Consider the following 12,356-nt stretch of genomic DNA (forward strand, 5'->3'; position numbering starts at 1 on the left):
CGCAAAAACTCGGTGGCAGCGCGCCCAACCGAGTGTCCGGTGTGCTAGATCGTCTTCACGATTTGAAAGGGGATTGGCATTTGTCAGAGCTTTGCGATTCCAGTGCCGTCGAACTGCGCCGCCTGCTGGCCACCCGGGCGATCTCGCCCGTCGAGCTGCTGGAGTCCTGTCTGTCGCGGATCGCCGCCATCAATCCGGCCGTTAACGCCGTCGTGACGCTGGACGTATCAGGCGCACGCGCCGCGGCCAAGGAGGCCGAGGCCGCCATCCTGCGCGGCGAGGATCGTGGCGCCCTGCATGGGCTCCCCGTTCTCATCAAGGACACCCAGGACACGGCCGGGCTGCGCAGCACCTATGGCAGCCCGCTGCTCAGAGATAACGTCCCGGCGGCCGACCAGGGCTCGATCGCGCGGCTGCGTGCAGCCGGCGCCATCATCTTCGGCAAGACCAACACGCCGGAATGGGCCGCGGGCGGCAACACCCGCAACCCCGTGTTCGGCGCAACCGGCAATCCGTTCGATCCGATGCGCTCGGCGGCCGGCTCATCCGGCGGCTCGGCGGTGGCGCTCGCCTGCGGCATGGCTCCGCTCGCTTCCGGCTCGGACACGGGCGGCTCCTTGCGCAATCCGGCGGGCTACGCCGGCATTGTCGGCATGCGTCCGTCCTACGGCCTCGTGGCCAGCGAGAAGCGCGCGTTCGGCTGGTCCAATCTGTCGACCGACGGGCCGATGGCGCGCAATGTCGCCGACACCGCGCTGATGCTGTCGGTGATGGCGAGTGACGATGCGCGCGATCCGCTTGCCTATACGCTGCCCGGCGAGCCGTTGCGCGGCTGCGCCGAGCGCTGGGCCGCGCCGCGTCCCGCCGAGCTCGGCAAGCTGCGCCTCGCCTTCACCGAGGACTTTGGCTTCGCCCCGACCGAGCAGGCGATCCGGCGCGTGTTCCGGCAGCGCGTTGGCAAGCTTGCACCGCTCTTCGCCGCATGCCGCGAAGCGACGCCGGATTGCGCCGGCGCAGACGACGCCTTCGCCGTGCTGCGCGCGGGCATGTTCCTGGCGACGCACGGCAAGAACTACAAGGAGCGTCCCGAGATGCTCGGCCCCAATGTCCGCGCCAATGTCGAGGAAGGACTCGGCTACACGCTCGAAGACCATGCGCGCGCCGCAACGACACAGACGCGGATCTATCGCGCCTATCAGAGCTTCTTCGAAGCGACCGACGTGCTGATCAGCCCGACCATCACCCTGAGTCCGCGGCCGTGGTCGGAACTCTACCCCGCCGAGATCGACGGCACGCCGACAAAATCCTACTTCCACTGGCTCGCGCTCGCTTATGCCGTCACGCTTCCCGGCCATCCCGCCATCAGTATTCCGCTCGGCCTCGATGAAGCCGGCCTGCCCTTCGGCCTCCAGATCGTCGGCCCGCGCGGTGGCGATGCCGTCGTGCTCTCGGTCGCCGCGAGCATCGAAGCGGCGTTCGCGGATGATGCGCAATTGTGCCGGCCGGTCCCCGATCTGGCGCGGCTCGCCGCGGCGCCGCCGCTGTCGGCCGCACCAGGCTTCCTCGCCTGGGAATGACCCGACCTCGCCCACAACCAGCCTGACAGGAGAATTCTGCCAATGCAAAGCGCGATCGTTCTCGGCGGCGGCATGATCGGCGTCAGCGCGGCGCTGCACCTGCGGCAACGCGGCTGGTCCGTCACGCTGGTCGACCGCAGGGAGCCGGGCCGCGAGACCAGCTACGGCAATGCCGGGATGATCCAGGCGGAAGCGGTCCGCCCCTATCCGATGCCACGCGACCTCGCCACGCTGCTGAAGATCGCGACCGGCCGCACCAACGACGTGCGCTACAGCCTGTCGTCGCTGCATCTCCATATCGAGCCCCTGCTCCGCTATTGGTGGCATTCGGCGCCGAAGCGGCATCGCGAGGCGATCGAGGCCTGGGCACGGCTGATCGCCTATGCGACGGCGGAGCACGACATCCTCATTCGCGAAGCCCATGCCGACAATCTCATCCGCCGCGCCGGCTATCGCATGCTGCATCGCGATCCTGCGTCATTCGATCTCGCGATCAAGACCGCGGAGGAAGACCAGCGCGAATTCGGCGTGAATTTCCGCGTGCTCTCCGGCAGCGAGCTTGCCAAGGCCGAGCCGATCCTGCGCGACGATCTCCCCGGCGCGATCCATTGGCTCGACACCTGGACCGTGTCCGATCCAGGCGCCCTCGTCACGGCCTATGCCGAGCTGTTCGAGCGCCTCGGCGGCACCATTGTTCTCGGTGATGCCCAGAGCCTGCGGCAGACCGCGACCGGCTGGTCGGTCGATACGGACCAGGGACGTCTCGACGCTCCCCACGCGGTCGTGACGCTCGGGCCGTGGTCGCCCGATCTGTTGCACAAGTTCGGCTACCGCATTCCGCTGGTACGCAAGCGCGGCTACCACATGCACTACAGCGGCGGCGCTTCGCTCGACCTCCCCCTCGTCGACAAGGGCGGCGGATACGCCATGGGCCCGATGGCCAAGGGCATCCGCATCACCACCGGCGCGGAATTGACCGGCATGGACGCGCTCGCAACGCCGGTGCAGCTCGCCAGCGCCGAGGCCTCCGCACGCGAGCTGATCGATCTCGGCAAGCGGGTCGAGCCGGATCCGTGGTTCGGCACGAGGCCCTGCACGCCCGACATGCTTCCGGTGCTCGGGCAAGCTCCGCGACATCCGGGCCTTTGGATGAATTTCGGTCACGGCCACCAGGGTTTTACGCTGGGGCCTGCGACCGGCCGCCTGCTCGCCGAAATCATGAGCGATGAGACGCCGGCGATCGATCCGGCGCCCTACCGGCCGGAGCGATTTTAGCGGTCGACGTTCCGATCTGAGCACGACGCGCGCCTTGAGCGGATGGTCGCCGAAAGAAAAAGGGCTGGTCGAGTATCTCGACCAGCCCTATCAGTTCGAAGCCTGACGGTGCGTCGCGCCGATCAGTCCGTCGTGATCGCCGTCTCCATGTCGGTCGGATCGATCTGCTTGGAGAGGTTGGCGTTAAGCTTGTCGCGGTCGAGCTCGCGCTCCCACCAGGCGACGATCACGCAGGCGACGCCGTTGCCGCACAGGTTGGTCAGCGCGCGGCATTCGCTCATGAACTTGTCGATGCCGAGCACGATCGCCATGCCCGGCACGAGACGCGGATCGACCACGGCGAGCGTTGCCGCCAGCGTGATGAAGCCGGCACCGGTGATGCCGGAGGCGCCCTTCGAGGTCAGCATCGCCACGACCAGGATCGTGAGCTGCTGGCTGAAGGAGAGATCGTAACCGAGTGCCTGCGCAATGAAGAGTGTCGCCAGCGTCATGTAGATGTTGGTGCCGTCGAGGTTGAACGAGTAACCCGTGGGCACGACGAGACCGACCACCGACTTGGAACAGCCGAGCCGCTCCAGCTTTTCCATCAAGGATGGCAGCGCGCTTTCCGACGACGAAGTGCCGAGCACGATCAGCAGCTCATCCTTGATGTAGGCCAGGAACTTGAAGATCGAGAACCCCGCCACGCGCGCGATGATGCCGAGCACGACGAACACGAACAGCGCCGCGGTGACGTAGAACGTGGCGATCAGCCCGACCAGGTTGAGGATCGCGCCGGTGCCGAACTTGCCGATCGTATAGGCCATCGCGCCGAACGCGCCGATCGGTGCTGCACGCATAACGATGGAGATGACGCCGAACACGGCATGCGCGGCATCGTCGATGAAGCTGCGGATGGTGTGGCCGCGCTCGCCGAGGCTCATGATCGCAAAGCCGAACAGCACCGAGAATAGCAACACCTGGAGGATCTCGCCTTGCGCGAAGGCGCCGACCACGGTGTCCGGAATGATGTGCAGCACGAAGTCGACCGACTTCTGACCGGCAGCCTGCTTGGCGTAATTTGCGACGGCCGCCTCGCTTGCCGCGCCACTGCCGAAGCCCGCGCCGGGCTTGACCAAGTTGCCGATGATGAGTCCAATCACCAGCGCGAAGGTCGAGACGACCTCGAAATAGACCAGCGCCTTGACGCCGATGCGGCCGACCTTCTTGGCGTCCTGGATATGGGCGATGCCCGAGACGACGGTGCAGAAGATGATCGGCGCGATCACCATCTTGATCAGCTTGATGAAGCCGTCGCCGAGCGCCTTGATCCACTCATTGGTGGCGAGCTGTGGCCACAGCCAGCCGACGATGGCGCCGAGCACGATGGCAATCAGGACCTGGACGTAGAGAATTTTGTACCACGGCTTGGCGGCGGGCGGCGCGACCGGCGCTTCCGCCATCGTTGTCGTCGTCATCGTTTCACTCCCCCTCAAACTATCGGGCCAGCCAAGATCAACTTGGCCGGCCCTGTCAATTGGAACTGCTCGTTACTGCGCGTTTTACCCGCGGCGATCGACGATCCGGCGCGCTGCCGGCATCAACGCGGCGCCGAGCGCGTTCTTGACCAGCGAAGCCGCAATAAACGGCACAATGCCGACCTGCCAGGCCTTCGCTGCGCCGAGGCCAAGGCCAAAGGCCAACCAGCCAAACCCGGCAGCGAGAATGACGATATGGCCAACGGCCATGGCCGCAAATAGCAGCACCACGTTGCGATCCCAGCCGCGCTCGGCGAGCCAGCCGGTCGCGAAGGCGGCGGCAATGAAACCGAACAGATAGCCTGCAGTCGGACCAATTAGCGGTGCAATGCCGCCCAACGGACCGGCAAACACCGGCAGGCCGAGCGCGCCCTCGGCGAGGTAGGCGATCATGGTTGCGCTGCCAAGGCGCCAGCCATAGGCAGCGCCGATCATCAGCACCACAAGCGTTTGCAACGTCATGGGCACATAGGGCAGCGGCAGGCTGACCTTGGCTGATAGCGCCATCAACGCGGTGCCGAGCGCAATCAGCACGAAGGCGCGCACTGCGCCGACGGTTTCGCCCGGCCGGGTCGGCCACATCAATGTGGCGAGAGGAGAATGCGACGTGACGACGGGCGCGGCAGATCGGTCAGACAAGATGAACTCCGGAAGTGGATCGAAAACTGGCGGCTATTTAAGCCAGTCAGCGATCCGGTCAACTGCCTCGCGCATCTCCTCGGGCGAACGTGCATAGGAAAAACGAACGAACGAGCGTCCATGGATGGGATCGAAATCGAGGCCGGGCGTAGCCGCAACATGAGCCTGTTCCAGCATCTGCTTGGCGAACTCGAAACTGTCGGAGGTGAAGTCCGAGACGTCGGCATAAAGATAGAAGGCGCCGTCGGCGGGCAGGAACCTGGTCAGGCCGGCCTTGGGAAGTCCCTCGATCAGAATGCGCCGGTTTTCCTGGTAGCCGTGCTTGATCTCCTCCATCTCGGCCGCGCCGTCGAAGGCGGCCTCGGCCGCGATCTGCGACAGCGCCGGCACCGAGATCGAGAGGTTCTGCTGCAGCCGCTCGATCGGCCGCACCAGGATCTCAGGCACGACCATCCAGCCGACGCGCCAGCCCGTCATGCAAAAATACTTCGAGAACGAGTTGATCACGAGTGTCTGGTCCGACAGCGCCGCCGCCGTCACCGCCGGAAACGCATAATCCAGCCCGTGATAGATCTCGTCGGAAATGAAGCGGATACCTGCGTCCTGCGCGGCCGCGATCAGGCCAGTGAGCGCCTCGCGGGACATCATGGTCCCCGTCGGATTGGCGGGGCTGCCGACCAACACTCCCTTCAGCGGCGCCTTGCGATGGGCAGCAAGCAACGCCTCGCCGGTGAGCGCGTGGCGCGTCTCGTTCGTGGTCTCGATCAGCACCGGCTCGCAGCCGAGCGCGCTGAGGATATGACGGTATGGTGGATAGCCCGGCACGGTCACCGCGACGCGATCGCCGGGCTCGAACATCGACAGGAAGGCCAGGATAAATCCGCCGGAGGAGCCGGTCGTCACCACGATCCGCTCGGGGCTGACGTCACAGCCATAGACATCGCGATAATGCCGCGCGATGCGCTCGCGCAGCGAGGGGATGCCGAGCGCAGAGGTATAATCGATCCGCCCCGCCTCGAGCGCAGCATGGGCGGCTGCGATCGCGGTGCTGGGCGCGCCGGCCGCGGGCTGGCCGACCTCCATATGGATGACATGGCCGCCGGCGGCCTCGATTCGGGCCGCCGCGGCCATGACGTCCATCACCATGAACGGGGGAACATCGCTGCGGCGGGAGGGCTCGAGCCACTGTCCCAACCGGTTCCTCAATGTCGCATCGTGCATCGATTTCTGCTATTCGCTGGCAGACCGGTCCGTCCGGTCCGGAACACGGGGGCGCTTGCGCCCCAGACTAGCCGCATTGTACGGCTCATAAGGGGTAAGGCTTACAAGGGCATATCGCGTATCCGGTCCGCCGCCAATCGCCAAAACCAATCACGAAACTGCTTGACCAAGACGTTTGACCCAGACCGCTTGATGTTGCTCCAGATCGCATTGCGCAAGAAGGCTTCCGCCCTCACCGCCCTCGTTACGGCCACGGCGATCGCGCTGACGCCGTTCTCGGCTGCGCGCGCGCAGGCCAAGGGGCCGCCGGTCCTGCGCGACACCGAAACCGAGCAGCTTCTGCGCGAATATACCCGTCCGATCCTGCGCGTCGCCGGTCTGGAGAAGCAGAACATCCAGATGGTGATCATCAACGACGGCTCGTTCAACGCGTTCGTCGCGGACGGCCGCCGCATCTTCGTCAATTGGGGCGCGATCCTCCAATCGGAGACGCCGAACCAGATTATCGGCGTGCTCGCGCACGAAACCGGGCATCTGGCGGGCGGTCATCTGTCCAAGCTGCGCGAGCAGCTCGCCACGGCCCAGACCCAGATGATCATCGCGATGCTGCTCGGCGCCGGCGCAATCGCCGCGGGCAGCACCCAGCGCAGCAGCGCCGGCAATAACGGCCTTGCCAATGCAGGAGCGGCCGCCATCGCCGCTCCGCAGGAGATGATCCGCCGCACGCTGTTGTCCTACCAGCGCCAGCAGGAGGAGAACGCCGACCGTGCCGGCGTGAAATTCCTGACCGCGACGGGGCAGTCGCCGAAGGGGATGTACGAGACCTTCAAGCGCTTCACCAGCGAGAGCCTGTTCGCCGCGCGCGGCGCCGATCCCTATCTCCAGTCGCATCCGATGCCGGCCGAGCGCGTCGCCGCGCTGCAGGAATTCGCAAGCTCCAGCCCCTATTGGGACAAAAAGGACGATCCCGCGCTCCAGCTCCGCCATGACATGGTGCGCGCCAAGATCTCCGCGTTCATGGAGCGGCCGGAGACGGTGTACCGCCGCTATCCCCAGACCAACGACAGCTTGCCGGCGCGCTATGCCCGCGCCATCAGCACCTATCTGCATGGGGATTTGCGCAGCGCGCTCTCCCAGATCGACGCGCTGATCCAGGTCCAGCCGAACAACCCGTACTTCTACGAGGTGCGCGGCCAGGCCTTGCTGGAGAGCGGCAAACCTGCCGAGGCGATCGCGCCCCTGCGCAAGGCTGTCGCACTTTCGAACAATGCCCCCCTCATCGAGATGTTACTTGGGCAGGCTCTGGTTGGAACCGATAATAAGGCCTACACCGACGACGCCGTTCGGATTCTCCGCGCCGCGGTGGCACGGGAGCCCGAGGCCGCTCTCGGCTATACCCAGCTCGCGATGGCCTATGGCCGGAAGGGAGACTATGCCGAGGCGGATCTCGCGTCGGCGCAAGCCGCCTACTTGCGCGGCGACAACAAGACCGCCCGCGAGCTCGCCACGCGCGCGAAAACACGTTTCGCCGTTGGCACGCCCGGATGGGTCAAGGCCGACGACATCGTGGCGGCCAAGCCGCCGCGCAACTGACGCAACGCAAACGACGCCCGACACCACGACGTCACGACATCGAGCTTTCGCCGCGACGTTTTACCGAAACCTGCTTTGGATAAGAGGATTTGACCATGCCTTCGCTGCGCCTGCTTGCTCCCGCGCTGTTTGCGCTCGCCATGTTCAGCGCAGCCGCGCCCGTGTTGGCCGAGAGCTTCTCCGATAGTCAGCGCACCGACATCGAGGCGATCATCAAGAACTATCTCGTCAGCCATCCCGAGGTGCTCGAGGAGGCCATGACCGAGCTCAGCAAGCGTCAGGCCGCGGCCGAAACCCAGAAGCACGAGGCCAGCATCGCGCAAAATGCCGACGCGATCTTCAACTCGCCGCGCCAGGTCGTGCTCGGCAACAAGGACGGCGATGTCACCTTCGTCGAGTTCTTCGACTACAATTGCGGCTACTGCAAACGCGCCATGGGCGACATGCTCGATCTCATGAAGAGTGATCCGAAGCTGAAGGTCGTGCTGAAGGAATTTCCCGTGCTGAGCCAGGGCTCGGTCGAGGCGGCCCAGGTCGCCGTGGCCGTGCGCATGCAGGATCCCTCCGGCAAGAAATATCTCGACTTCCACCAGAGACTGCTCGGCGGTCGTGGCGCAGCGGACAAGGCGCGCGCGATTCAAGCCGCCAAGGAGGCTGGTCTCGACACCGCTAGAATCGAGAAGGACATCACCAGCCCCGAAGTGCGCGCCACCATCGAGGAGAACTTCAAGCTCGCCGAAGCGATGGGCATGAACGGCACGCCGAGTTACGTGATCGGCAAGCAGATCGTGATCGGCGCCGTCGGCGTCGAAGGCCTCAGGGAAAAGATCGGCATCGCCCGCTGCGGCAAAGCGACCTGCTGATCCCACATTTTGCGATACTGAAAACGCGAAAAAGGCCGGCAGGAAAGCCGGCCTTTTTCTTGTGCCAAATCTTGGCGCGGCCTCTGCAAAATCATTCATCCGGCGTTCAACAAACAAAGCTCGTCGGAACCTCCTGGATTTCGGAACGACCGCGCTCTCCTTTCGTTGTCGGCGCGGGCAATGACGCAAAGAAAGCACGTGAGGAGAGGTTCAAATGACTAATCGCTTTTTGGTCTCGGTTGCAGCCTTGGCGCTGATCGCCGGCACCGGTTTCGCCAATGCGCAAGGAACTGGAACCAAAGACTACGGGAGTGGCCAGCAGACCCAGCACAGCACGCAGCCTTCTGGCGAGCGCAGCGGCTCCATGGGCAAGCAAGAGTCCATGGACAAGCAAGATAAGCATGAGAAGGGAACGGTCGGTCAGGCCGGCGGCATGAAGGATCAGAAGGATCAGCCGAGCGCTCATGACAAGTCGACTCAGTCCGACAAGATGAACAAGGACCAGCCGGGTGCGACGCGTGAGAAGTCAACGCAGTCGGAGAAGTCGTCGACGGTCGGCCAGAGCCCGCGGAGCGACGAGAAGTCCAAGGGTGGCATGAGCAAGGAAACCGAGACCAAGGGCAGCAAGGACATGAAGACCCAAGGTCAGGAAGACCGCAGCGGTATGAATGCGCCTGGCCACCAGGGTTCCCAAACCCAGACCCAGACCCAGACCGGGACCGAGCGGTCGCAGACGACGACCGGCCAGGCTGGCGCGGCCGCCAAGCTCTCGACCGAGCAGCGCACGCAGATCACCTCAGTGATCCGCGAGGAGAAGGTGGCGCCCGTGACCAATGTGAACTTCAACATTTCGGTCGGCACCCGCATCCCGCGTGAGGGCATTACGCTCCACGCCCTGCCGTCGAAGGTCGTGACGATCTATCCGGAGTGGCGGACCTACAAGTTCGTCCTGATCCGCAACGAAATCGTGATCATCGATCCGGATACCTATGAGATCGTGGCGATCCTGAACGCCTAAGGCCGGATCACGGCAACCTCAGGGAGCGGGCAGCGATGCCCGCTCCTTTACGTTTGCCGGCAGCCATGCTTTGGACCGGTTAACAAGCAATTTCCGCAGCTTCCACACAGGTTTTTGCGCACTGGATGAGGTCCTTGAAGCCACCCGGGAGGCCCTTCAAGGCTTCCCCTCACGCGCTTTGTTACCTATAACCCCCGCCACGCCGAAGCACCTCTTCCGGGATTGGAATGGCTGAACCTGCAACCGACACGATCCTCGTCCTGAACGGGCCGAACCTCAACATGCTGGGGACGCGCGAGCCCGAAAAGTATGGCCAAGCGACGCTGGCCGACGTCGAGGCGCTGTGCCGGGAGACGGCGGCGGCCTTCGGCCTCAAGGCCGACTGCCGGCAGTCTAACCGCGAAGGCGAGCTGATCGACTTCGTCCACGAGGCACACGCCCGCAAGATGAGGGGTATCATCATCAATGCCGGCGGCTACTCCCACACCTCGATCGCGCTGCACGACGCGCTGCTCGCGGTGCAGATCCCGACGGTCGAAGTGCACGTGACCAACATCCACGCCCGCGAGAGCTTCCGTCATCACTCCTACACCGCGCGCGCAGCCTTCGCCTCGCTGTGCGGTTTCGGCATCGAGGGCTACCGCCTCGCCATCCAGGGCCTTGCCGCCAAGCTCGGCATCAAGCCTAAAGCCTGACGCCCCCTTCCAACAGAACATTCGGATCAAACAACATGGCGCGCCAGCCAGACGACAAAGCAGCCGCAAAGTTTTCCAGCGAGGATTCCGCGCTCGTCCGCGAGCTGGCCTTGCTGCTCGATGAGACCAGCCTCACCGAGATCGAGATCGAACGTGCGGGCCTGCGCCTACGCGTCGCCCGCAACGTCAGCGTTGCCGCGACCATGCCGATGCCGGTGGCAGCCGCTCCCGCCGCCCTGCCGGCGGCCGCAGCCGCGGTCGCGCCGGCAACTGCTGCGGCCGACCTGTCGAAACATCCCGGCGCCGTGACCTCGCCGATGGTCGGTACCGCCTATTGGGCGCCGGAGCCCGGCGCAAAGCCGTTCATCGACGTCGGCACCAAGGTCTCGGTCGGCCAGACGTTGCTGATCATCGAAGCCATGAAGACGATGAACCAGATTCCGTCGCCGCGCGCCGGCACGGTTACGCAGATCCTGGTCGAGGATGGCCAGCCGGTCGAGTACGGCGAGCCGCTCGTTATCATTGAGTAACGGCCCCCGGCGGCCAACCGCCCTCACCGCTTCCCGCGCGCTATTCGTCCCTTAAGGGCACCATGTTCGACAAGATCCTCATAGCCAATCGCGGCGAGATCGCTCTTCGCATCCTCAGGGCCTGCAAGGAGCTCGGGATTGCGACCGTGGCCGTGCACTCCACCGCCGACGCCGACGCCATGCATGTGCGCCTGTCGGACGAGAGCGTTTGCATCGGGCCGCCACCTTCGAAGGACAGTTATCTCAACGTCCCCGCGCTGCTCGCCGCCTGCGAGATCACCGGCGCGGATGCGGTGCATCCCGGCTATGGCTTCCTGTCCGAGAACGCACGCTTTGCGGAAATCCTCGCAGAGCACAATCTGCATTTCATCGGCCCGAAGGCCGAGCACATCCGCCTGATGGGCGACAAGATCGAGGCCAAGAAGACCGCCAAGCGCCTCGGCATCCCCGTGGTGCCCGGCTCCGACGGCGCCGTCGGTCCCGATGACGATGCGATGGCGATCGCCAAGAAGATCGGCTTCCCCGTGCTGGTGAAGGCTGCGGCCGGCGGTGGCGGCCGTGGAATGAAGGTCGCCCACAGCGAGGCCGACCTCCAGGTGGCGCTGTCGACCGCGGCCAACGAGGCCAAGTCCGCCTTTGGCGATGCGTCCGTCTACCTCGAAAAATACCTCCAGAAGCCGCGCCACATCGAGATCCAGATCCTTGGCGACGGCCGTGGCGGCGCCATCCATCTCGGCGAACGCGACTGCTCGCTGCAACGCCGCCACCAGAAGGTCTGGGAAGAAGGCCCCTCGCCCGTCCTCGCCGCGGCTGCGCGCGCCAAGATCGGTGAGACGTGCGCCAAGGCAATGCGCGAGATGAAATATCTCGGCGTCGGCACCATCGAATTCCTGTTCGAGGACGGCGAGTTCTACTTCATCGAGATGAACACCCGCATCCAGGTCGAGCATCCCGTCACCGAGAGCATCACCGACATCGATCTCGTGCTGGAGCAGATTCGCATCGCCGCCGGCGGCGATCTGCCGGCCAGGCAGGACGAAGTCCAGGTCATCGGCCACGCGATCGAGTGCCGCATCAATGCCGAGAATCCGCAAACCTTCCGCCCCTCGCCCGGCCGGATCCTGCAATACCACTCGCCCGGCGGCCTCGGCGTCCGCATCGATTCCGCCGTCTATCAGGGCTACACGATCCCGCCCTATTACGATTCCCTGGTCGGCAAGCTGATCGTGCATGGCAAGACCCGCGCCGAATGCCTGATGCGGCTGCGCCGGGCGCTGGACGAGATGGTGGTCGAGGGCATCGAGACCACGCTGCCGCTGTTCCGCGCGCTGGTGCGCGAAGCCGACATCATCAACGGCGACTATCACATCCACTGGCTGGAACAGTATTTGGCCGGCCAGGCGGAACCCGCCCCGCGATAATCTTCCT

Annotated in this window: 11 protein-coding genes; 8 read left to right on the top strand and 3 right to left on the bottom strand. The window is 64.8% G+C overall.

Annotated features, from left to right (window positions below):
* The first annotated feature begins 80 nt into the window (after positions 1-80).
* Both XH85_RS26205 and XH85_RS26210 read left to right on the top strand, forming a co-directional pair.
* Complete coding sequence (locus XH85_RS26205) at positions 81-1,577, top strand: amidase (RefSeq protein ID WP_128934111.1); 1,497 nt, start codon at positions 81-83, stop codon at positions 1,575-1,577.
* A gap of 42 nt (positions 1,578-1,619) precedes the next feature.
* The gene (locus tag XH85_RS26210) at positions 1,620-2,852 is read left to right on the top strand and encodes an NAD(P)/FAD-dependent oxidoreductase (protein ID WP_128934112.1); all 1,233 of its coding nucleotides are present in this window, start codon (positions 1,620-1,622) and stop codon (positions 2,850-2,852) included.
* A 122-nt stretch (positions 2,853-2,974) separates the two neighbouring features.
* On the opposite strand, the gene XH85_RS26215 is transcribed toward XH85_RS26210, so the two are convergent.
* From XH85_RS26215 to XH85_RS26225, 3 genes are all read right to left on the bottom strand, one after another.
* Positions 2,975-4,309 (bottom strand): dicarboxylate/amino acid:cation symporter, encoded by a 1,335-nt coding sequence (locus XH85_RS26215; protein ID WP_128934113.1) that lies wholly within the window; start codon positions 4,307-4,309, stop codon positions 2,975-2,977.
* A gap of 84 nt (positions 4,310-4,393) precedes the next feature.
* Positions 4,394-4,951 (bottom strand): biotin transporter BioY, encoded by a 558-nt coding sequence (locus XH85_RS26220; RefSeq protein ID WP_128937427.1) that lies wholly within the window; start codon positions 4,949-4,951, stop codon positions 4,394-4,396.
* 90 nt (positions 4,952-5,041) lie between these two features.
* Positions 5,042-6,229, bottom strand: coding sequence for a pyridoxal phosphate-dependent aminotransferase (locus XH85_RS26225; RefSeq protein WP_128934114.1), 1,188 nt, complete (start codon positions 6,227-6,229; stop codon positions 5,042-5,044).
* 192 nt (positions 6,230-6,421) lie between these two features.
* Here XH85_RS26225 and XH85_RS26230 point away from each other — a divergent pair, with 192 nt between their 5' ends.
* From XH85_RS26230 to accC, 6 genes are all read left to right on the top strand, one after another.
* On the top strand, positions 6,422-7,822 hold the full coding sequence (locus XH85_RS26230) for a M48 family metalloprotease (RefSeq protein WP_128937428.1): 1,401 nt from the start codon (positions 6,422-6,424) through the stop codon (positions 7,820-7,822).
* Between the two features lie 95 nt (positions 7,823-7,917).
* Positions 7,918-8,685: a DsbA family protein gene (locus tag XH85_RS26235; protein ID WP_128934115.1), complete on the top strand. Its 768-nt coding sequence runs from the start codon at positions 7,918-7,920 to the stop codon at positions 8,683-8,685.
* 214 nt (positions 8,686-8,899) lie between these two features.
* On the top strand, positions 8,900-9,703 hold the full coding sequence (locus XH85_RS26240) for a DUF1236 domain-containing protein (RefSeq protein ID WP_128934116.1): 804 nt from the start codon (positions 8,900-8,902) through the stop codon (positions 9,701-9,703).
* Positions 9,704-9,930: 227 nt separating this feature from the next.
* The gene (gene aroQ / locus XH85_RS26245) at positions 9,931-10,398 is read left to right on the top strand and encodes a type II 3-dehydroquinate dehydratase (RefSeq protein ID WP_128934117.1); all 468 of its coding nucleotides are present in this window, start codon (positions 9,931-9,933) and stop codon (positions 10,396-10,398) included.
* A gap of 35 nt (positions 10,399-10,433) precedes the next feature.
* Entirely contained in the window at positions 10,434-10,928 is a 495-nt protein-coding gene (gene accB / locus XH85_RS26250; protein WP_091888034.1) for an acetyl-CoA carboxylase biotin carboxyl carrier protein, read from the top strand.
* Between the two features lie 62 nt (positions 10,929-10,990).
* Complete coding sequence (accC, locus tag XH85_RS26255; protein ID WP_091888036.1) at positions 10,991-12,349, top strand: acetyl-CoA carboxylase biotin carboxylase subunit; 1,359 nt, start codon at positions 10,991-10,993, stop codon at positions 12,347-12,349.
* Positions 12,350-12,356: the final 7 nt, after the last annotated feature.

Origin of the sequence: Bradyrhizobium zhanjiangense (genome assembly GCF_004114935.1) — a bacterium.
GTDB classification, from domain to species: Bacteria; Pseudomonadota; Alphaproteobacteria; order Rhizobiales; family Xanthobacteraceae; genus Bradyrhizobium; species Bradyrhizobium zhanjiangense.

Excerpts from the sequence above, each read along its gene's own strand:
- XH85_RS26215 (WP_128934113.1), bottom strand. The coding sequence starts at position 4,309 with ATGACGACGACAACGATGGCGGAAGCGCCGGTCGCGCCGCCCGCCGCC.
- XH85_RS26225 (WP_128934114.1), bottom strand. The coding sequence starts at position 6,229 with ATGCACGATGCGACATTGAGGAACCGGTTGGGACAGTGGCTCGAGCCC.
- XH85_RS26240 (WP_128934116.1), top strand. The coding sequence starts at position 8,900 with ATGACTAATCGCTTTTTGGTCTCGGTTGCAGCCTTGGCGCTGATCGCC.
- XH85_RS26210 (WP_128934112.1), top strand. The coding sequence starts at position 1,620 with ATGCAAAGCGCGATCGTTCTCGGCGGCGGCATGATCGGCGTCAGCGCG.
- XH85_RS26220 (WP_128937427.1), bottom strand. The coding sequence starts at position 4,951 with ATGTGGCCGACCCGGCCGGGCGAAACCGTCGGCGCAGTGCGCGCCTTC.
- aroQ (WP_128934117.1), top strand. The coding sequence starts at position 9,931 with ATGGCTGAACCTGCAACCGACACGATCCTCGTCCTGAACGGGCCGAAC.
- XH85_RS26235 (WP_128934115.1), top strand. The coding sequence starts at position 7,918 with ATGCCTTCGCTGCGCCTGCTTGCTCCCGCGCTGTTTGCGCTCGCCATG.
- XH85_RS26230 (WP_128937428.1), top strand. The coding sequence starts at position 6,422 with ATGTTGCTCCAGATCGCATTGCGCAAGAAGGCTTCCGCCCTCACCGCC.
- accB (WP_091888034.1), top strand. The coding sequence starts at position 10,434 with ATGGCGCGCCAGCCAGACGACAAAGCAGCCGCAAAGTTTTCCAGCGAG.
- accC (WP_091888036.1), top strand. The coding sequence starts at position 10,991 with ATGTTCGACAAGATCCTCATAGCCAATCGCGGCGAGATCGCTCTTCGC.